This window comes from Empedobacter sp. UBA1574 (genome assembly GCF_002322895.1).
Taxonomy (GTDB): Bacteria; Bacteroidota; Bacteroidia; order Flavobacteriales; family Weeksellaceae; genus Empedobacter; species Empedobacter falsenii_B.
In genome coordinates, this window is the sequence record NZ_DCOI01000040.1 from 1 (window position 1) to 21,197 (window position 21,197).

Sequence of the window (21,197 nt, forward strand, 5' to 3'; positions counted from 1 at the left end):
ACATGGATCTTTTAAAGGAAAAACTCCTTATGAAATACTAAAATTAAAACAAAAATAATTATATTTAAAGTCACGAAGTCATGAAGTACGACATTGGCAGGCTTAGAATGACATCAATCAAATTGTTTTTAAATAAAAAACCAAATCGTCAAGCTGATTTGATTTCAGCTTCTTATTATCGTCAGTCAGAGTGGCGTTTGCAAAACGTTGTATCGAAGACTTAGACGATAAATAACGAATGACAAAACCCGTTGTTAAAAGTGAATTTGAATATTAAAAAAGAATGATAAAAATCCGACGATTTAGGATCGAAATGCAATTCAATTCTAAATTATTGGAATAAAAAAAGTTGAGGTGTCTGAACGAAGTGAGTTATCAACTTTATGGAAATAATTTATTTAGTTGAATCATTGAGAGACTACTGTCGGCATCTTTTTTGTTTCGTTTTTGTGTCAAGACTTCCCCGAAGGGTATATGAATTCATTTAAAAACAATTAGTAACTCATGAATAAAAATGAAAAGAAGAGATTCTTTGGCAGGCTTAGAATGACATCAATCAAATTGTTTTTAAATAAAAAACCAAATTGTCAAGCTGAATTCAGTTCAGCTTCTTATTATCGTCAGTCAGAGTGGCGTTTGCAAAACGTTGTATCGAAGACTTAGACGATAAATAACGAATTATAAAAACCCAACGATTTAGAATCGAAATGACAACGAATTTGAATTAGAAAAGAGGATGAAGAAACCGGCATTAATACTCTCACGTTAAGAAAATGTTTGAATAACGTTAAAAAGGTTTTAGCCCGTAGGGTTTTTAAAATCTTTAGTGAAATGAGAATATTTTTAGTAGAGAGGTTTACAGCCAAGTCTTGCTTGTGACGAGTCTGCCGAAGTATTGATAAGTTAGAATTATACATATAAAATTACATTGTTTTTTAATAAGCTCGGATATTATTTTTAATATATAGTATAATAATATTCTTTATTTGTTTTAAAATAGTATATTTGTAAACTAAATATTGTATATGAATTTCCAATTAATCAAAGATGTAGTTGATTTAATAGAAGAGTTTGAAAAAGAAAATACGTGTAATGCTAATGCTTCTATTGATGATTTTAAAAAGTGGATTATTTTAAATAATCATCTAGAAAGTTCTTGTGATGTTCCTCATTGGATCGGAAAAGAGAAAATGAGATCGCCTGAAAGTGTTATAAGTACATTACTTGTTCATATGAATAGGTATGCGAAAAGTTATTCAAAATCTGCTATTATAGGATCGGATTTTTCATCTCAAGAAGATTTTATTTACTTAATCAATTTAAAGGCATTTGGGGAGATGACAAAAATGGATTTGATAAAGAAAAATGTGCATGAAAAACCAGTAGGGATGCAAATTATAAATCGATTAATTGCTAAAGGTTGGGTAGATCAAGCTTCATCTGAGCTGGATAAAAGAAGTAAAGTTATTCAAGTTAGTTCAGTAGGTTTAGAAGTTCTTGAAGAACAAATGGATAAAATTAGGCTTGCGACACAAATTGTAGCAGGTAATTTAACTTATGTTGAAAAAATGGAATTAATAAATCTACTTCATAAACTCGAAGAATTTCATCAAGCAATCTATGAAAAGAATTTTGAAACAGAATCTCTATTAAAAGAGGCTTACAAACATATTAATTAAATACAACTAGTATGAAAAAGAGTATATTTTTCTTTCTACTTATCTGTTGTTCGTTGTTTTGTTTTTCGCAAACGAAAACGTATCAATTGTCCAGCCATATTTTAGATAACTCTACAGGAGAACCTGCACCATCTGTTTCAGTTACATTAGAGAAAATGAATGTGGACAATTCGTGGACTAAGGTAAGTACACAAATAACAGATAAAGATGGTAGAATAGGGAATTTTTTACCTTATGGTCAGAATAATGACGGTGTTTATAAACTCGTATTTCATATTCAATCTTATTTTGATAGTAAAAAATTGCAAACATTTTATCCTTTTATCGAGATTGTTTTTCGTATTAAAGGGAATAAGCATTTTCATGTACCATTGACTGTATCTCCTTATGGTTATTCTACATATAAAGGAAGTTAAAAACGAGATATGAAAAAAAGAATAGCCATTATTGGATCTGGATTTTCTGGTTTATCAGCTGCTGCTTATACAGCAAAAGAAGGACATGAAGTACATGTATTTGAGAAACATAATCAGCCAGGCGGAAGAGCAAGACAATTAAAAACAGAAGAAGGTTATGTATTTGATATGGGACCTAGTTGGTATTGGATGCCAGATGTTATACAAGATTTCTTTGAGGATTTTGGTTATGCCACTTCTTCTTTTTTTGAATTGATATCGTTAAATCCTCAATTTGAGATGATTTTTTCTAACGAAAAATTAGATGTACCTGAAAATTTTGAAGCACTAAAAGAAACCTTCGAAAAAATAGAGAAAGGAGCTAGTTTTCAATTAGAAAACTTTATGAAATCTGCCAAATTTAAATATGAAGTAGGAATGAAGGATTTTGTACATAAACCTTGTACTAATTGGACTGAATTTGTATCTATTAAAATTGCTAAAAATGCTTTGAAATTGGATTTACTTTCTAATTTCAGAGCATATGTTGCACGATATTTTAAAGATAAGAAATTGAGAGCTTTGATGGAGTTCCCAGTTATATTTTTGGGCGCATCTCCTGAAAAGATTCCTGCATTGTATAGTTTGATGAATTATGGCGGTTATGTATTAGGTACTTATTATCCTAAAGGAGGTTTTTATCAGCTGGTATTAGCAATGAAAAAAGTAGCAGAAGAACAAGGGGCGCACTTTCATTTTAATTGTAATGTTGATAAAATAAATGTAAAAGATAAAAGTGTAAGTTCACTTGTAATAAATGGTGAAATCTATGAATTTGATGAAGTGATTGCTTCTTCTGATTATCATCATACAGAAACACTTTTGAACGCAGAATATAGAAATTATACGGCTGACTATTGGGAAGAAAGAACATTTGCTCCATCTTGTCTGATTTTTTATCTTGGTTTTAATGAAACTATTCCGCATTTAAAACATCATACACTATTCTTTGAGCATGAATTAGATCTACATATAGATAGCATATACGAAAAGAAAAGATGGCCTGAAAAACCTTTGTTTTATGCTTGTTGTCCATCAAAAACTGATCATTCTGTTGCACCAGAAGGGAAAGAAAATTTGTTTTTGCTAATGCCGATTGCAACAGGAATAGATGACAATGAATTTGTGCGTCAGAAGTATTTAATGGAAATGCTTTCACGATTAGAAAAGCATACAGGTGTTGTAGATTTGCAATCTAAAATTGACTTTAAAAGAAGTTATTGTGTCAAAGATTTTGTGTCAGATTATAATGCTTATGGTGGTAATGCTTATGGATTGGCTAATACACTTAATCAAACAGCAGTATTAAAACCTAAAATAAGAAATAAAAAGCTAAAAAATTTATTTTATACCGGTCAGTTAACTGTTCCTGGACCAGGAGTTCCTCCCTCTATTATATCCGGTAAAATAGTGGCCAATGAGATCAACAAAATAAAAAAGTAATTCTATATGAAACAATTATTTGATGAGCTTTCTTATTCGGTGAGTAAGATGACAACTCAAAAATATAGCACAAGTTTTTCTTTGGGTATTCTCGCTTTAAAACCTTCTATTCGATCAGCTATTTATGCGATTTATGGTTATGTAAGGTTGGCAGATGAAATCGTAGATAGTTTTCATGGATATAACAAAGAGAAGCTTTTAAAAAGATTGAGAAAAGAAACTTTATATGCATTAAATGAGAGGATATCGCTTAACCCCATCTTACAATCATTTCAAGAAACTGTAAATTATTATAAGATTGATAAAGAACTTATCGATCAATTTTTGAGTAGTATGGAAATGGACTTGCAACAAATAGAATATGACTCGGACTTATACAAAACCTATATTTTAGGTTCTGCTGAGGTAGTAGGACTCATGTGTTTACAGGTTTTTACAGATGGTAATAAAGATAAGTATGCAGAATTAAAACCTTATGCGATGAAATTGGGCTCTGCTTTTCAGAAAATTAATTTTCTTCGAGATTTGAAAGAGGATTATCATATTTTGGGAAGAACTTATTTTCCGAATGTGGATATAAGTGGTTTTGATAATAAGATAAAATACGCAATAGAAAAAGAAATAGAAGAAGAATTTGATGAAGCGTTGATTGGGATTAAAAAACTTCCAGCTTCTTCAATTTTTGGTGTTTATCTTGCTTACAAATATTATCTTTCTTTGTTTAAGAAGATCAAAAAAAAATCATCCAAAGAAATTTTAAATGGAAGAATTAGAATAGCTAATTCTGAAAAAGCTTTTGTTGCGTTTAAAAGTTACATAAGATATAAAGCTGCTTGGTTATGATTAAAATGTTAGGGTTTCTCATTGTGGGATTTTTAGGTTTTATAAATGACACTGAGGTAGTTCTTGAAGAGGTAAGGGCTAATTATTCTAAGTTATCTAATGACAAAGAATTATGTGTAAATGTAATAGCTGAATTAGACCGTATAAAAAATAAATCCGCTATTTATTTGGGTTATCTAGGAGCTGTACAAACGATCAATGCTAAACATGTGTCTCATCCATTAAATAAGCTTAAAACTTTTAATAAAGGTAAAAAGAATATAGAGGAGGCTATACGTATAGAACCTGAAAATTTAGAATTGAGGTTTATTAGATTATCAGTACAAAAAAACGCACCCTCATTTTTGAACTACTATTCAAAGGTTGAAGAAGATACGCAAATTTTATCAGAAAACAGGCGTAAAATAACGTCTATAAATTTGCGTAGAAATATTGAAAAAATTTTAAACGAATAAGTGATGAAGTACCGTTTGTATAGAGAACAACAGTTGTATTGTGATATTGATACAGCTTGGCAATTTTTTTCTTCTCCAATGAATCTTTCGGAAATTACACCTAAAGATATGGCTTTTACAGTTTTGTCAGAAGATCAGGATCAGCCAATTTTTGAAGGTATGCTCATCGATTATACCGTTTCACCACTATTAGGTATTCCTCTAAAATGGCAGACAAAAATTGTTCAAGTAGAGCAACAGCAAAGTTTTACAGATTTTCAACATAAAGGACCATATAAATATTGGAAACATTTTCATGAATTTATTCCTAATGAAAATGGAGTTTTCATGAAAGATACAGTAGAATATGAGCTTCCTTTTGGAATTTTTGGAAATATTGTTCATTTTCTTTTGGTGAAAAAAAAGTTGAATAATATTTTTGATTATCGTCAGCACGTATTAAAGAAATTATTTAATAAGTAGGTGTATGAATTTATTTTTGGTGTTGCTAGTATTTGTGCTTATGGAGCCTGTTACATGGTTTATTCATAAATATGTGATGCATGGATTTTTATGGTTTCTCCACAAAGATCATCATGACCATAGCCATAAAGGATCAGTTGAAAAAAACGATTATTTTTTTGTGATATTTGCGATTCCGACTATTGCTTTGATGTATTTTGGTTCGCTCAATAGTTATAATTACTTATTTTTTGTTGGGGTAGGAATTATGCTTTATGGTATGGCGTATTTTTTTGTGCATGATGTTTTTATTCATCAACGACTGAATTATTTTAAGCGAATAAAGAATCCGTATTTTCTTGCTCTTCGTAGGGCTCATAAACAACATCATAAACACCTTAGTAAAGAAAATGGAGAATGTTTTGGATTTCTTTATGTTCCTTTCAAATATTTTAAAATGTATTTTAATTCTGCACAAAAATGATGTCATATACGTATATTTTGATTTTATTTTTTACAATAATCATTTGTTTCATATCATCCTTTGACTCTCGTATTCTTTTTAACCGTCATTTTGGTTCATTTATAAAAGCTGCATGTGTAGTAGCTATTCCATTTATAGCATGGGATATTTGGTTTACATCTTTGGGTGTATGGTGGTTTAATACTGATTATACACTTGGTTTTGTAATAGGAGGCTTACCCATAGAAGAGTGGTTATTTTTTATTTGTATTCCGTTTTCATGTGTATTTACCTATTTCTGTTTTGATAAATTTTTTAAATTAGATTGGCTTTCGAGTTTTAATAACCTGATTGTTTTTTTTAGTTTGATTGTTTGTTCAATCGTCGCTTTACTATATTATGATAGAATTTATACCCTATTAACAGCTGTTATAACATTTGTTGTTTTATTCTACTTACATTTTGTTCGTCGTGTAGATTGGATAGGAAAAGCTTCGTTTGTTTTCACTATTCTTATGCTTGGTTTTTTTCCTGTAAATGGTATTCTAACAGGTACAGGATTAGAGTCGCCAATTGTAAATTACAATCCTGATGATTTTTTGGGAATCAGAATGGGAACTATTCCAATAGAAGATGCTGTGTATGGATATACGCAATTTCTTTTAGTACTTTATTTTTTTAAACAATTTAAATCAAAATCTCATGAAAGTAAAAAATAAAATACTATTGAAAATAGCATGTATAGGATTGTTAATATTTTCCAATTCATGTTCCTCTATTCCTAAAAAGGCAGAAGCTGTTCGAAATTTTGAAGTTGATCGATATTTAGGTACTTGGTATGAAATCGCTCGTTTAGATTTTCGCTTCGAGAAAAACTTGGACAATGTTTCTGCTTATTATAGTCTTGATAAAAAAGGGAATCTCAAGGTTTTCAATAGCGGATTTAATAAGGAAAAGCAAGCATGGAAGCAAGTAATAGGAAAAGCAAAATTTAGAGAGAATGAGCAAATAGGAAAGCTAAAAGTAAGTTTTTTTGGTCCTTTTTATGCTGGTTATAACGTAATTGCGTTGGATGAAAACTATCAATATGCTTTGGTTATCGGTAAAAATCTAAATTACTTATGGATTTTATCTAGGACGAAAGATATTCCAGATAATATTAAAACAAACTTTCTTGCATTAGCTTCAGAAATTGGTTATGATATATCCAATTTGATTTGGGTAGAACATAATCGAAATGATAATCCATTTTTAAATGAAAAATAAAATTTCCATTTTTTGGTTTCGAAGAGATCTTCGTTTAGAAGATAATGTTGGGCTGTACCACGCTCTTTCATCTGGAATTCCTGTGTTACCTATTTTTATTTTTGATGAAGGTATTCTACGACAACTGGATGATAAGAAAGATAGGAGGGTGGATTATATTCATCAAGCGCTTCAAAATATTAATGATCAATTAAAATCCTTTGGGACAAGTCTCCATGTATATTATGGTGATCCTTTCAAAATTTTTCAGCAACTTTCTACAGAGTTTGCTATTCATTCTATATTTTGTAATCGTGATTATGAACCTTTGACAATTAAAAGAGATACTTCGATTTACAATTATTTTAAGTTATATAACATTTCGTTTAAAGCATTTAAAGATCAGGTAATTTTTGACAAGAAAGATATTTTAAAGAAAGATAGTTCTCCTTATACAGTATATACGCCGTATGCAAAAAAATGGAAACAAATTTTGAAAACAGAAGATTATAAATGTTATAAGCCTGATTACAGTAAATTTTTGAAAACAGAATTCAAAACGATTCTTTCACTGAAAGAAATTGGTTTTTTAAAAACATCAATTTTATTCAAACAGCCAAAGCTAGATAAGGAAATTATTCAAAATTACCATAAATATAGGGATCATCCTGCTTTACAATGTACGACCCAATTAGGTATAGCTCTAAGATTTGGAACGATTAGTGTACGAAAATGTGTTGCGTTAGCGATAGAGCTAAATGAAACATGGCTAAATGAATTAATTTGGAGAGAATTTTTTATGCAAATACTCTATCATTTTCCATATGTTGTTCACCAACCTTTTAAGGCTAAGTATAATTCTATTAAGTGGAGGAATAATGAGCAGGAATTTAAGCTATGGTGCGATGGGAAAACAGGTTATCCTATTGTAGATGCAGGAATGAGAGAGCTTAATCAAACTGGTTTTATGCATAATAGAGTAAGAATGATAACAGCAAGTTTTTTATGCAAACATTTACTCATAGATTGGCGTTGGGGAGAGGCTTATTTTGCATCAAAACTAAACGATTATGATTTGTCTGCAAATAATGGTAATTGGCAATGGGTTGCTGGATCAGGATGCGATGCGGCACCTTATTTCAGAGTCTTTAATCCAACTCTTCAGACAGAGAAATTTGATAAAGAATCTCTTTACATTAAAAAGTGGGTATCAGAATTTGAAACTGATGATTATCCTTCTCCTATAGTTGCTCATAATTTTGCTCGAAACAGAGTTTTAAGCATTTTTAACGAAGCATTCAAGAAGTAAAATGAAAGAATAATAATGATTTAAAATATTAAACGATTATAATATATTTTTCCACATTTTCTGCTTTTGAAGAATTAATATCAAAACTTCACTACAAGGTATCTACATCCATACTGAAATTTCAAGCTGGATTCAATTAAGCACCTTATTGTCTTTAGTAAAAGTGAGGTTTGTAAAAACTTTCTATCAAAGATTTAGATTAAAAATAATGAATAATAAAAACACTTAAGGACAAGAGTATTTTGATTGTTATAAAACAATTATAAATATTTCCGATTTGTAAATGTTGTAATGCATTAATATACAAATTTCATTTAAATTGTAAATAGAGTGCATATTTATACATTTTTTTTAAAATATTTATTAAAAAAAATTAGTAACCATAAAAGTAAATAAATTGAGTAAAAAAGGAATATTATTAGTTAATTTAGGATCACCTAAATCTACATCCGTAAATGACGTAAAAGAATATCTTGGAGAGTTTTTAATGGATGAAAGAGTTATTGACTATAATTGGATTTTAAGAACACTTTTAGTAAAAGGAATAATTCTAAATACAAGACCATCAAAATCCGCAGAAGCTTATGAGAAAATTTGGACAGATGCGGGATCTCCTTTAATAGTCATTACTGAAAAAATAAAAAATAAATTACAAAATATTGTTGATATTCCTGTTGAAATAGGAATGAGATATGCTGAACCTAGTATAGAAAATGGAATTTCTAAACTAGTTGAGAAAGGAGTCAATAAGATTGTACTATTTCCATTGTATCCTCAATATGCTATGAGTACAACAGAATCTGTAGTAGAGAAATCAGAAAAAGTAAGAAAAGAAAAATTTCCATTTGTTAAAATAAATTATGTGGAACCATTTTATAATAAAGATATATATATAGATTGTCTTGTTGAAAGTATAAAAGACAAGTTTTCGAATGATTATGATGGGCTGTTATTTTCTTACCACGGTATCCCAGAAAGACATATTTATAAAACAGATCCTACAAGGACTTGTAATTTAAGTGACTGTTGTGATAGAGAATTTAATCCAAGTCATCAATTCTGTTATCGTCATCAATGTTTTGAGACAACAAAAAAAGTGATAGAAAAATTAAATTTATCTCGCGAAAAAACAATTGTTTCATTTCAATCTAGACTAGGAAAAGATAAATGGATTGAGCCATATACAGATTCTACTTTAAAAGTTTTACCATCAAAAGGAATAAAAAAATTGGCAGTTGTTTGCCCTGCATTTGTATCTGATTGTTTGGAAACTCTAGAGGAAATAGCAATGGAAGGAAAAGAAATATTTATTGATAATGGGGGAGAAGCTTATGAGTATATTTCTTGTCTAAATGATAATGATTCATGGATACATGTAATCAAAACTTTATGTGAAGAAAAAATAGATGATTTTTATTTATTATAATCTTAAACATTTAACAATTATAGATTAAATTCAAATATTCTACATAGACTTTTAATTGTTAAAAGTGATTCTATCAGTTATTAGTATGCTATTAAGCTAATAGATCTAAATTTTGCATATAAGATTCTTAAAATGTTTTTAAAAGATTAGCTATTTACAGAGAAGTGTATATAAATCAAAAATATTAATATAAGAATGGTTCTGTTATAAAGGATTTATAATAGAACCATTTTCATTTTTTACAAAACAATTGCTAAGCGCAAAGCGAAAGAAATTTATATATCAAATTGGTATATAGTTTCAAGAACAATGTTTATTATTGTTGTTCTTATAGTTTGTTATTTACTTCTGGCAAAATGGAATGGGAGAAACTTTAATGCAGGGTTATTATTGTTGTATTTCATCACTTCGTAGACAATAAATATAATTATTTTAGTATTGATTTCAGTATTTCATATGGAGTTTTTCCTTTAAATGATCCATGTGATCTATTGAAATTTAGCTGGTGTTTTCCAGGGGATTGATATCAATCACGCATCTGTTTATGATATTCATTTTTTGAATGATATAAATCTCAACTATGCGATCAGTTTATGATTAGACGCAATTATGCAAAGACTTTTGAAAGGTTTAAAACCAGAATTCCAGCTAAAATTACTGCACTAATAGTGATTCAGTACATTAATAAAATTACTTTAATTGAAATATTAAAAATCTAAAAATTCAAATTATTTAAAATTCACAAGGGGTTTTTTAAATAGTTTATTGTTTTTATAAAGGTGCTTTTTTATCATTTTAAGAAAAAATGGCACTTTAATTGATTTATGTCATAATAAATTTATGTATAATATAAATAAATAACAATAAAGCTATAAGTTTTGTGTTGATTTTATTTTTTCTTATTACGTTCTATTCGTCATTTCTAATTCATTAATTAATATTAGCATATGAAAAAATCAAATATGAAAAAATCAAAAAAATCAGACCTTAAATCAGAACAAATGAGTCAATTTACAATTGATAATTCGAATCAAAAATTGACGACTAATGATGGTGTGTCTATCTATGATAATAATAACACCTTAAAAGTTGGAGATAGAGGACCTTCCTTACAACAAGACCATATATACTTTGATAAGTTGGGTCATTTCGATCGAGAAAGAATACCTGAACGAGTTGTACATGCTCGAGGTAGTGGAGCTCACGGAATATTAGAAATACATGAGGATATAAGTGAATATACATATGCAAATTTTCTTCAAAAAGGTAAAACAACACCACTATTTATTCGTTTTTCAACTGTTGCAGGATTTAAAGGATCAACAGATTTAGCTAGGGATGTTAGAGGATTTTCAGTAAAATTTTATACAGAAGATGGTAATTATGATTTAGTTGGAAATAACATTCCTGTATTTTTTATTCAAGATGCTATGAATTTCCCTGATTTAATACATGCTGTTAAGCCAGAGCCAGATAAAGAAATTCCCCAAGCTGCTTCAGCGCACGATACTTTTTGGGATTTTATTTCATTAATGCCTGAATCTGCACATATGATAATGTGGGCGATGTCTGACCGAGCAATTCCTCGAAGCCTTAGAATGATGGAGGGGTTTGGTGTACATACATTTAAATTGATTAATGAGAAAGGTAAAGCAACTTTTGTTAAATTCCATTGGAAACCTAAATTAGGAGTGCATTCTGTTGCGTGGAATGAAGCTCAAAAAATATCAGGATTTAATTCTGACTTTCACCGTCTAGATCTATGGGAAGCTATTGATGAAGGAAATTTTCCGCAGTGGGATTTAGGTGTTCAGCTAATTCCTGAAGAAGATGAATTAAAATATTCTTTTGATATCTTGGATGCTACGAAATTGGTTCCAGAAGAATTAGTTCCTGTAAAAATCATTGGAACGATGACCCTTAACCGCAATCCCGACAATTTTTTTGCTGAAACTGAACAAGTGGCTTTTGACCCTGGAAGAATTATCCCAGGTATTGATTTATCTGATGATCCTTTATTGCAAGGTCGTATTTTTTCGTATATGGATACACAGAATTATAGATTAGGTGGAGCAAATTTCCATGAAATACCTATTAATAGATCATTAAACCAAAAGCATAATAATCAAAAAGATGGAACAGGGAGAATTGATATACTGAAAGGAGGTGTAAGTTATTTTCCTAACAGCAAAGCTTCTGGTTGCCCATATCATGCAATGTTAAAGGGAGAGGAAGGTTTTCAATCTCATGAACAAAAGGTAGAAGGGAAGAAAGTAAGGGCTAGATCTGATTCTTTTGCTGATCATTTCTCGCAAGCAACTTTGTTTTTTAATTCTCAATCCAAACCAGAGAAACAACATATTATAGATGCTTTTAGTTTTGAATTGAGTAAGGTTTCTGATCCAAAAATTAGAGAGAGGCAAGTTGCTATACTTTATCAAATTGATAAAACTTTAGCGCAAAAAGTAGGAGATAGTCTTGGTATTATCCCTCCAAAAAAGTTGGATGAGCTGACATTAAGTTTTGCAAGGCAAAATCATCCCAATTATCCTCTGAAGCCTAAAAAACAAGAAATAAATTCATCTGATGCACTGAGTATGAAAGTAAAAGAAGGTGAAGGGAATATAAAAACCAGAAAAGTAGCCTTTTTAGTAGATAATGGTGTTTCTAAAAAAAGTGTAGATCAATTAAAAAAAGCATTGGAAAAAGAGGGAGCTCAAGCGGTATTAATTTCATCTAAAGTTGGAGAGCTAACTTATGAAGAAGGAAGTAAAGAAAAGATTTCCCATAGTTATCTTACAGATCCATCTGTTTGTTATGATGCAGTGTTTACACCATCAGGCAAATCAATAGAATCTTTAAAATTGAATCCAGATTATTATGAATTTATCAATGATTCTTACAGACATTGTAAAATATTAGCATTTGCAAAAGGAGCAGGTTCGTTAATGGATAATTCATTTGTTAAACTTGATAGAGGAGTGATTTTAGAAGATGAAAATGAGAATTGGATTGCGGATTTTATTCAAGTAATGAAATTACATCGTATTTGGGACCGTGAAGAAGAAAGGAAGGTTCCTTCATAATAAAATGTTTAACGTGATATAAATATAAAATTTAGACGAATGATATTACAACTTAGTCCTACAATACTTGTTGATACCCCTATTGGTAGAGGTCGTACTATTTTTATAATTGATTATGGTATGCATCAAAATTCGTGTTGGGTTGTAACGATGGAAAAAAATGGCATTGTAAAACATTTTGATAGCAATGACATTATAGTTTGTACAAATTTTACTTTTCATATCAATGAGGAGAAAAATTGTTTTAATCACAATTCAGATATAAAAAAATAAAATTATGGGAAATGCACAGTCACCGACAGAAAATTTGAGCGGAAATAAAGCCATTGAAAAGATAAAAACTATTGCTGAAACTGCCCGAACTTGCTTTTTTACCACCAATATTGGCGGTAATACTACAAGTAGACCAATGGCTCTTCAAGAAGTAGATGAGGTTGGTAACCTCTGGTTTTTGAGTGATGTTCGTTCACTGAAAAATGATGAAATTGAAGCCAATCCTAATGTAGAACTGTATTTTATGAATAATTCTAAATACGAATACATCTTTATTAAAGGAAAAGCCAGTGTTTCAAAAGATAAAACTTTAATTGATAAATATTGGACCAATTTTGCAAATGCTTGGTTTGATGGAAAAGACGATCCTAATATCAGTCTAATAAAAGTTTCGCCAAACGATGGGTATTATTACGAAACCAAAGACAATAAGTTTATTGCCATGTCGAAAATGCTTTTTGCCGCCGTTACAGGAAGTACAATTGAAGACGGAGGAATTGAAGGAGAACTGAAACTATAAAGAATAAATTATTGTCTTCTACAATGTTAATTAATTAAAGAAAAATGCAGAAACAAACTATTTATGGCATTGCATTTGAAATATTATTTTTATTAACGCAATTTATTAATATTTAAAAATCACACATTATGGGAATTCTAACATGGATAATTTTCGGCCTTATAGCTGGAGCAATAGCAAAAGCAATACACCCTGGTAACGATCCAGGTGGTTGGATAGTAACAATAATTATTGGGATTATTGGAGCTGTTGTCGGTGGGTGGCTTGGATCGATGCTTTTAGGTGTCGATGTAAGCGGATTTAATATTTCTAGTTTTTTAGTTGCAATTGCTGGAGCAGTTTTATGTCTAGCAGTGTATAGAATGATTTCGAAAAAATAGACTGTCTAATTAACGATTAAAATACTGTAAAGTCTCAGAGCGCTGAGACTTTTTGTTTAATATTACTATTTATAATTATGAAAAATACAGTCATTGATTTAATTACTAAAACAGCGGTAATTACTGGCGCTTCTAGTGGTGTTGGCTTAGCTACAGCACACTTATTTGCTCAAAATGGATATCAATTGGTTTTGGCAGCACGAGGTGTAGAAGGTTTAGAAAAGGCGGTTTCAGAATGCAATGCTTTCGGTGGAAAAGCGGTTTATAAATCAACTGACGTTTCTAATGCAAATGAAGTAAAAGATTTAGTTGAATTTGCTCTGAAAGAATTTGGACGCATAGATGTGTGGGTGAATAATGCAGGTGTTATGGCAAGTGGAAAATTTGAGGAAATTCCTATGGACATAAACGAACAAGTAATCAAAACCAATTTAATGGGGTATATGCACGGAGCGTACTACGTTTTACCCGTTTTTAAAGAACAAAATCAAGGCATTTTAATTAATAATGTTTCCATTGGAGGATATATGCCAGCTCCATTTAGTTCGGTATATTCGGCAACTAAAACAGGAATAAAAGGGTTGATGAGTGGTTTACAAAGTGAGTATAGTGTGTATCCCGAAATTCATATTTGCAACGTTTATCCACAAGTTCAACAATCTACAGGAAATATGCATTCCGCTAAATTCTCAGGTTTAGATTTTAAAATACCTCCGTTTGCAGCCGATCCTAAAGATACCGCAAAGGTGATATATAATTTAATAAATAAACCTAAAAATGATACCTTTCCAGACGCCACATCATTTATGTTAAAGCTTGCACATGGAGCTTTTCCAGAAACCTTTACCAATTTAGCAACAGGTGTTTTAAGGCTGATGATGAAGGTGAAAAAAGGAAAGGCTGATGAAGGTAATGTTTTACAACCTTCTACGGATCCACATGCTGTTTATGGAAAGATGGCTATTCCAGTACCAACAAAAACAAATCAAAAAATCATCGGAACATCGCTAGTATTCGCTGCAGGATTTTTTGTAGCGAAACATTTAAAAAATAAATCAAAAAAAACAAATTAATTTGAAACTGCTAAAATTCACATCCAAAGGTATTTATTGCATTCCAGGGAAGTTTTATATTGATCCTTGGCGACCTGTAGATTTAGCAGTTATCACGCATGGACATGCCGATCACGCTCGAAGTGGAATGAAAAAATATTTGTGTCATCATTTCACTAAACCTATTTTATTTTCAAGAATTGGTAGAAATATCGAATGCGAAAGTATTGGTTATGGCGAACAACTAACTATAAATGGGGTTAAAGTTTCATTACATTCTGCAGGTCACATAATCGGCTCAGCACAAATTAGGATAGAGTATAAAGGTTATGTAAGCGTAATTTCTGGAGATTATAAATTGCAAGATGATGGGCTTTCTACGGCTTTTGAAGCTGTAAAATGCCACGAATTCATTACCGAAAGTACCTTCGGTCTTCCTGTTAACAATTGGCTTTCTGTGGCAGAACAAGAAAAAAACATACGTGATTGGGTAGATCATAATAGAGCGAAAGGAAAAACTTCGGTCTTTATAGGGGATTCTTTAGGGAAATCGCAGCGTATTATGAAAGCATTGGAGGGTATTGGAGAGTTAAATGTCCATTATTCCATTGCAAAATTGAATGAGGCTTACGAAAGTGTTGGTGTTACATTACCTGAGTACAAAACAATAGATTTACGTGATGACAAAAAGCATTTGGATGGAAAAATAATTTTGTTGCTACCTTCTTTGGTTGATAATCCAGTGATGAAGAAAATACCTAATATTTTCTCTTTATTTTCTAGCAATCAAAAATCCCTTAAGTTTTATTAAAATTAAGGGATTTTTGATTTTACAAGAATTAATTTATTCTGCTAATGGGTTGATTTGGTCTGCAGTAGGGAAATCTTGTCCAGTAGTCCCAATTGTTTTATTCAGTTCAAATTTTGCTGCATCCGACATTTTAGCTCCTCCTGCCAATTCAGCTTTGTCTAATAAATCAAGTGCTAATTTCTCTTCTTCTCTTTGTTCAGCAACCAACCATTGTAAGAAATTCCATGTAGCCCAATCTTCTTCATCCATGCTCATTTTGACAATTTTATAAATGGATTCTGTATTTTCAATTTCTTGTTTTAGAACAGCTTGAAAACACTCTAATACATTTTTTGGTTCAGGACCAGGTTTTTGTATAGCTTCAATTTTTACAATTCCTCCTCTTTCTTGTACGTATTCCATAACTTTAGCCATATGTACACGCTCTTCCTGTGAGTGTTTCATCATAAAATTTTTGATTCCATCCAATTGATTTTCGTCTGCCCAGCAAGCAAGCATCAAATACATTTGTGCAGAAAAGGCTTCTAAAGTGATTTGATCATTTAGAGCTTTTTGTAATGTTTTAGAAATTCTAGTTGTATTCATTTTGTTGATTTTATTTATAAATAATAAGTTGAATTTTCGAATCAAATACATCATTTACATATTAATATTTTCTAAAATATTGATGTATTCATATATTGATCTCTATTGAATATGGTTATTTTTGAGTTGATTTGATTGCCCAAAGCATGAGTAATGGTTGTAAAAATAGTCTTGCTAAACGCTTCTGATCCGTATCTAGACCAAATCCATTTCTATGATTTTTATATTGTGCCCAATTTCCAGGGAATACAGCAGCAAAAAATCCTGCAATAACTTTACCTACAAGTTCTTTCTTTTTGTCCGACACTAATATAATTGAACTACCAAGTACAATTTCTACCACTCCTGAATATACCACAGTATCATCTTTATCTAAGGGCACCCAATTAGGAACTTAAGCTTTAAACTCTTTTCTCGCAATTGTTAAATGGGTAATACCAGCTACCACTAAAAAAGCACCTAGGCTATAACGAGCTATATTTTGTTTCGTTTTCTTTTTCATAATTATATTTATTTAATATTTACCATCCAATTAGATTAGATATTCTTTCTGATTGTAGTTATAAAATTTATTTTTTTATTATTTAGTTGGTCGATCAAAACCAAAGGTTTCTAAGCGACTATCTTTTTGGTTAAGAATGATATTTTTTAAAACTTGAGCTGCAACCATCGAAAATGTAATTCCATTTCCTCCATAACCTAATGCAAATAATGTTCGATCACCTTTTTTCCATGGTCCCATATAAGGTAAACCATCATTTGTGGAGCTAAAAGTTCCGCACCAAGCCATTTCGGTATTGAATTCAATTTCTGGATATAATCGACTAAACTTACGTTCAAGAGTTTTGATTTTTGTTCGAAGTAAATCATCTCTTTTATCAGGATTTTGAAAATCTTCATCTTCACCACCAACGATCAATCGATTATCTTTTGTTGTTCGCATATAAAGATATGGTTCTGCTGTTTCCCATATTAAGCTACGATTTGGCCAAACCATTTTTTTATCAATGGGAGCCGAACAAATTGCGTAAGTAGATAATAAATTCATTACTTTTTTAGGTAGAAATTGACCTGCTTCAAAACCAGTAGCAACAATTACATATTTGCACGAAATAGTATGTCCATGCTCGGTCAATAGTTCGCAATTGTTCTTATTTTCGTCTATTTTTTCCACTTTTGTATGGGTAAAAATCTGTAATTGATGTTTTTCTTGATGATACTTTAATAAATTGATAGCGCCTTTATAAGCATCCATCTGGGCAGAAGTATCATTTTGCAATGCAGCAATTCCATCAATATTTTGGTAAGTTTTCAATTGCTTAGCATCTAAATACTTCACAGGCAAACCGACTTCTGTTCTTATTGCATATTCTTCGTCTAACAATTTTACACCTTGCTGATTACTCGCTAATAAAACTGTAGGAACACGTGTAAAATCAGCATCAATATTAGTTTTTTTGAATATATTTTCTATATCTGTAATAGAATCCAAGCAATTGAAATAAGCATCAATAGCAATTTTTTTGGGAACAATATTTACTAATTTACTTAACGGGGTATCAATTTCATATTGCAATTGAGCAGTACTTGCTGCAGAACTTCCTGTAGAAATAGTTCGTTTATCGATAAGAGCGCATTCTACACCTGCTTCACATAATTCGTGCGCAACTAAAGCTCCTGTAATGCCGGAGCCAATTATAGCAACATCTATTTTAAAATCATTTCGAAGAGGATAATATAAATCAAAAAATTCGTTTTTAACAATCCAAAAAGGTAATCCAGAATGTAAATCCATATTATTTAGATCTGTGGTTAAATAAATACACACTAAAACCGAGCCAAAATATTGTATTTTTATTGTTTTTTAGGCTAATAATAACTGCTAGATATTTATTATTCTGTATTATATATTGATTTTATCCAACTGAAAACAATTTCTAAAATAACAATATAAAAACCCGTAGTGCATTTAGGTAATATTAATTTTTAAGTTGTTAATATTTCTATTTTGGTTTCTGTTTATTGATTGAATAATAGTAAGGGTTAGTATTTTTGATAGTATCCTTGTTTTAAACCCTAAAAAGCTTTTAGCATAATTACGTCTAATCATGAACTGATCGCATAATTGAGAGAATAACGTTTCTATCCTTTTTCTGTATTTGCGTATTACAAAAGGTTGATCTTTATAGCTTTTTTGATTTGTTCTCATAGGAACTTCCAGCTTAATATTGTGTGATGTAAACAAATCCAATTGGCATTCTGCGGATAAATATCCTTTATCACCTAATAGCGTACAATTTTTAAATTGTTGTTTTATATCTTTCAGATAATGAATATCATGCACTGATGCTGGACTAATATCAAAACTTTGAAAGACACCTTCCGCTGAGCAAACCGCATGAAGTTTATACCCATAATAATGCATTTTCTGTGAAGCACAATAACCTTTATTTGGAATTGCATAATCGGTTTCTCTGCATATTTTGCTACGTGAGCTTCTTGATAATTTGCAAACTTCTAAAGGCATGCTATCCACAATAAAATACTTTTCAGAACCATTAAATTTTTCTGCTAACAGTTTTCGAATCCGTTCCATATGTATAAATAATCTTCTTTTTCGTCTATTATAAACACTGCTTTCTATAAGTGACTTAATATCAGAAGGTAATATTCTAAAAAGTTGATATTCACTATCAATACTCATGTATTCTGAAGTCAGATTTAGGGCAACTATTTCCAAGTCAGATAACCTGGGCTTTCGTATCTGAAATAAAAAATTCTCACTTTCAAGATTTAAACTCTTTAATACTTCTAAAATTTTATCGTAATTTGCTCTAAAGTTGTGCATTGAATTGTTTGTGTAGTAACTACAATTTACTGCTTTTTAGCAGGTTGTACAACTTTTATATACAATCTAATACAAATGCACTACCGGTTAATAAAATATATTAAAACGAGGAATGGAAACCAACGTTATAAATGTAAAAATTGTCAGAAAAAAGGGTTAAATGTATAGTTACAACGCTTACCTTACTACCATAAATCATATTGTTCAGCTAACAAAAGAAGGTTTGGGTATAAGAAGTACAGCTTGATATTTAAATATCTCAACAACCACACTACTTAAACAAATTATAAAAATCGCTTCAAAAATAGTTCCATCCAAAATAACTGAAGTGTAAGTTTTTAAAACAAATGAGACATTTGATTTATCTACAAACTTTTAAAAATAAAATAAACTTTCAAATATTTTAAAGATATGGTAGTCAATGGCGGTATTTGGCTGTCTAATCGATACAGAAAGTGTAAAAGTCTTTATTCATCAGTATTACAGGGAAGTGTGATGTACTATTGGTGTACAAAAAGTATTTATATTTTAACTAAATATTAATAATATTCGATAAAAAAATAAGTCTTATTTATTACAATCTAATATTATTGGTTAAATAATTCTTGAATTTTTTTCAAGGAGAATAATCTATTTTAGAATCTAAACAGGTGCATATTTCATTTGCTTTTGAATAACCTGTTCATGTATGTCTAAATACTGAATTTAATATTTGTATGAAGAAAAATTAATTAAAATAAAAATTTAAAATCAAGTCCTTTATTTGGTTTAATTACTTTTTCAAATTTCTCAATTTCTTCATTCAGTTGAGAAGAGTATTCTTTTCTCATAAAATCTCTGAAAATAGATATATCATCTTTTTCTCTAGTTTTAATTAAAGCCTCGATATAATCTACTTTAGATTCTGAATTAACGATTGCTAGAGGAAGGTTGTAATATTGTTGAATGTAATTCATTAATAGTCTAGAGCTTCTCCCATTTCCATCATAAAAAGGATGAATTGACACCATATTAAAATGAGCGTCAAAAGATAAATTTAATTGATCTTCTATGGTTTGAATTGTATTCATTTTATTTTGAATATTAATAACTAAATCATTCATCAATCTTTCGACTTTATCATAATTAGGAAAATAAGTATTTCCAGCCATTACATTTCCTTTTCTAAATTCTCCTTTACTAGCATCAACAGTTCCAAGCATGGTTTCGTAGACTGATCCTGTATTTTTTATAACAAACGCACCAATATTTTTAATTAATTCTATAGAAATAGGTGTTTTATTATTAGCTTGTTCAAGTACGTAAATTAAAGCTCTATAATGATCCGTTACCATTAAAGAATGTTCTAAAGGCTTTCCTTTAGGAGTTAAACCATCATTAATCAAAACAGATGCTTCAATTTCAGTTAAAGTTGATCCCTCTAAAACAGTTGAATGATGAACCACCGAAATTAGATTAAATTTATCATGATCGATTATTTTATCTATTCCAAGTTCTTTATATTTTTTAATTAAGGATTCCATAGTTTTAATATTTATATCAGGAACATATTTTTAATCGAGCTTATCTTGACTTTTTATAAAAATTTAAAAGGATTGCGGAAATATGTGTTGTAAAAACAATCCCTCATTTTAGAGGATGAAGCACTAAGCAAAGATATAATAATTGTACGATGTCAAAAGAATTTTTATTAGAACTTAAGATAAATACCTTGAGCTAAACGTTCTCCGTTTTTTTCTAGTTCTAAACGCAATAATACTTTACGAACATTATCAGAAGAACCATAATCAATAAAGTCATCCAAAAAAATATTATTCGCCAAAAGAAGATTTTGATATCTTTGTTTCTATTTGATTTTTAGATGATTTCAATGTTTAATAATT

At 30.1% G+C, this 21,197-nt stretch carries 24 protein-coding genes and 1 pseudogene; 19 read left to right on the forward strand and 6 right to left on the reverse strand.

The features are described 5' to 3' along the window. Positions 1 to 80 precede the first annotated feature (80 nt). The 19 genes and pseudogenes from B3578_RS13450 (at position 81) to B3578_RS13540 (ending at position 15,881) form a co-directional block, all read left to right on the forward strand. A complete protein-coding gene (locus B3578_RS13450) occupies positions 81 to 224 on the forward strand; it encodes a hypothetical protein (protein ID WP_291049420.1) in 144 nt (47 codons plus the stop codon). A gap of 801 nt (positions 225 to 1,025) precedes the next feature. After that, positions 1,026 to 1,679: a MarR family winged helix-turn-helix transcriptional regulator gene (locus tag B3578_RS13455; protein WP_291049423.1), complete on the forward strand. Its 654-nt coding sequence runs from the start codon at positions 1,026 to 1,028 to the stop codon at positions 1,677 to 1,679. A gap of 11 nt (positions 1,680 to 1,690) precedes the next feature. Continuing rightward, positions 1,691 to 2,095 (forward strand): hydroxyisourate hydrolase, encoded by a 405-nt coding sequence (uraH, locus tag B3578_RS13460; RefSeq protein WP_291049426.1) that lies wholly within the window; start codon positions 1,691 to 1,693, stop codon positions 2,093 to 2,095. A gap of 9 nt (positions 2,096 to 2,104) precedes the next feature. Beyond that, positions 2,105 to 3,577 carry a phytoene desaturase family protein gene (locus tag B3578_RS13465; RefSeq protein WP_291049429.1) on the forward strand — a complete coding sequence of 491 codons (1,473 nt, stop codon included), beginning with the start codon at positions 2,105 to 2,107 and terminating at the stop codon, positions 3,575 to 3,577. Positions 3,578 to 3,583: 6 nt separating this feature from the next. Next, complete coding sequence (locus B3578_RS13470) at positions 3,584 to 4,420, forward strand: phytoene/squalene synthase family protein (protein ID WP_291049431.1); 837 nt, start codon at positions 3,584 to 3,586, stop codon at positions 4,418 to 4,420. Beyond that, the gene (locus tag B3578_RS13475) at positions 4,417 to 4,875 is read left to right on the forward strand and encodes a hypothetical protein (protein ID WP_291049433.1); all 459 of its coding nucleotides are present in this window, start codon (positions 4,417 to 4,419) and stop codon (positions 4,873 to 4,875) included. Before B3578_RS13470 ends, B3578_RS13475 begins: the two co-directional genes overlap by 4 nt. Before the next feature lie 3 nt (positions 4,876 to 4,878). Beyond that, positions 4,879 to 5,337, forward strand: a complete 459-nt coding sequence (locus B3578_RS13480; RefSeq protein WP_291049436.1) for an SRPBCC family protein — start codon at positions 4,879 to 4,881, stop codon at positions 5,335 to 5,337. 4 nt (positions 5,338 to 5,341) lie between these two features. After that, positions 5,342 to 5,800 (forward strand): sterol desaturase family protein, encoded by a 459-nt coding sequence (locus tag B3578_RS13485; RefSeq protein WP_291049439.1) that lies wholly within the window; start codon positions 5,342 to 5,344, stop codon positions 5,798 to 5,800. Next, positions 5,797 to 6,498 (forward strand): lycopene cyclase domain-containing protein, encoded by a 702-nt coding sequence (locus B3578_RS13490; RefSeq protein ID WP_291049442.1) that lies wholly within the window; start codon positions 5,797 to 5,799, stop codon positions 6,496 to 6,498. Before B3578_RS13485 ends, B3578_RS13490 begins: the two co-directional genes overlap by 4 nt. Beyond that, positions 6,482 to 7,045, forward strand: coding sequence for a lipocalin family protein (locus tag B3578_RS13495; protein ID WP_291049445.1), 564 nt, complete (start codon positions 6,482 to 6,484; stop codon positions 7,043 to 7,045). The genes B3578_RS13490 and B3578_RS13495 overlap by 17 nt, the downstream gene beginning before the upstream one ends. Further along, complete coding sequence (locus B3578_RS13500) at positions 7,035 to 8,333, forward strand: cryptochrome/photolyase family protein (protein WP_291049448.1); 1,299 nt, start codon at positions 7,035 to 7,037, stop codon at positions 8,331 to 8,333. The genes B3578_RS13495 and B3578_RS13500 overlap by 11 nt, the downstream gene beginning before the upstream one ends. A gap of 397 nt (positions 8,334 to 8,730) precedes the next feature. After that, positions 8,731 to 9,759, forward strand: a complete 1,029-nt coding sequence (hemH, locus tag B3578_RS13505) for a ferrochelatase (RefSeq protein ID WP_291049451.1) — start codon at positions 8,731 to 8,733, stop codon at positions 9,757 to 9,759. 572 nt (positions 9,760 to 10,331) lie between these two features. Next, positions 10,332 to 10,495 (forward strand): annotated as a pseudogene (locus tag B3578_RS14425) (IS982 family transposase); the annotation flags it as partial. Between the two features lie 211 nt (positions 10,496 to 10,706). Next, positions 10,707 to 12,845 (forward strand): catalase, encoded by a 2,139-nt coding sequence (locus B3578_RS13515; protein ID WP_291049454.1) that lies wholly within the window; start codon positions 10,707 to 10,709, stop codon positions 12,843 to 12,845. Positions 12,846 to 12,884: 39 nt separating this feature from the next. Beyond that, positions 12,885 to 13,118, forward strand: a complete 234-nt coding sequence (locus B3578_RS13520; protein WP_221856903.1) for a hypothetical protein — start codon at positions 12,885 to 12,887, stop codon at positions 13,116 to 13,118. Between the two features lie 4 nt (positions 13,119 to 13,122). Beyond that, on the forward strand, positions 13,123 to 13,638 hold the full coding sequence (locus B3578_RS13525; protein WP_260542820.1) for a pyridoxamine 5'-phosphate oxidase family protein: 516 nt from the start codon (positions 13,123 to 13,125) through the stop codon (positions 13,636 to 13,638). Positions 13,639 to 13,766: 128 nt separating this feature from the next. Beyond that, the gene (locus B3578_RS13530; protein ID WP_019976198.1) at positions 13,767 to 14,018 is read left to right on the forward strand and encodes a GlsB/YeaQ/YmgE family stress response membrane protein; all 252 of its coding nucleotides are present in this window, start codon (positions 13,767 to 13,769) and stop codon (positions 14,016 to 14,018) included. A 77-nt stretch (positions 14,019 to 14,095) separates the two neighbouring features. Beyond that, on the forward strand, positions 14,096 to 15,091 hold the full coding sequence (locus B3578_RS13535; RefSeq protein WP_286496329.1) for an SDR family NAD(P)-dependent oxidoreductase: 996 nt from the start codon (positions 14,096 to 14,098) through the stop codon (positions 15,089 to 15,091). A 1-nt stretch (position 15,092) separates the two neighbouring features. Continuing rightward, entirely contained in the window at positions 15,093 to 15,881 is a 789-nt protein-coding gene (locus B3578_RS13540; protein WP_291049466.1) for a DNA ligase-associated DEXH box helicase, read from the forward strand. Between the two features lie 33 nt (positions 15,882 to 15,914). Here B3578_RS13540 and B3578_RS13545 read toward each other — a convergent pair whose 3' ends face one another. From B3578_RS13545 to B3578_RS13570, 6 genes are all read right to left on the reverse strand, one after another. Then, on the reverse strand, positions 15,915 to 16,466 hold the full coding sequence (locus B3578_RS13545; RefSeq protein ID WP_221856913.1) for a ferritin: 552 nt from the start codon (positions 16,464 to 16,466) through the stop codon (positions 15,915 to 15,917). A gap of 115 nt (positions 16,467 to 16,581) precedes the next feature. Then, positions 16,582 to 16,848 carry a hypothetical protein gene (locus tag B3578_RS13550; protein WP_349676204.1) on the reverse strand — a complete coding sequence of 89 codons (267 nt, stop codon included), beginning with the start codon at positions 16,846 to 16,848 and terminating at the stop codon, positions 16,582 to 16,584. Between the two features lie 198 nt (positions 16,849 to 17,046). Continuing rightward, positions 17,047 to 18,261: an NAD(P)/FAD-dependent oxidoreductase gene (locus B3578_RS13555; RefSeq protein ID WP_291049470.1), complete on the reverse strand. Its 1,215-nt coding sequence runs from the start codon at positions 18,259 to 18,261 to the stop codon at positions 17,047 to 17,049. Positions 18,262 to 18,435: 174 nt separating this feature from the next. Continuing rightward, the gene (locus B3578_RS13560) at positions 18,436 to 19,314 is read right to left on the reverse strand and encodes an IS982 family transposase (protein ID WP_291049474.1); all 879 of its coding nucleotides are present in this window, start codon (positions 19,312 to 19,314) and stop codon (positions 18,436 to 18,438) included. A gap of 731 nt (positions 19,315 to 20,045) precedes the next feature. Next, on the reverse strand, positions 20,046 to 20,837 hold the full coding sequence (locus B3578_RS13565; protein WP_291049477.1) for a Fic family protein: 792 nt from the start codon (positions 20,835 to 20,837) through the stop codon (positions 20,046 to 20,048). A 167-nt stretch (positions 20,838 to 21,004) separates the two neighbouring features. Continuing rightward, the gene (locus B3578_RS13570; RefSeq protein ID WP_291049480.1) at positions 21,005 to 21,136 is read right to left on the reverse strand and encodes a DUF6088 family protein; all 132 of its coding nucleotides are present in this window, start codon (positions 21,134 to 21,136) and stop codon (positions 21,005 to 21,007) included. Positions 21,137 to 21,197 lie beyond the last annotated feature (61 nt).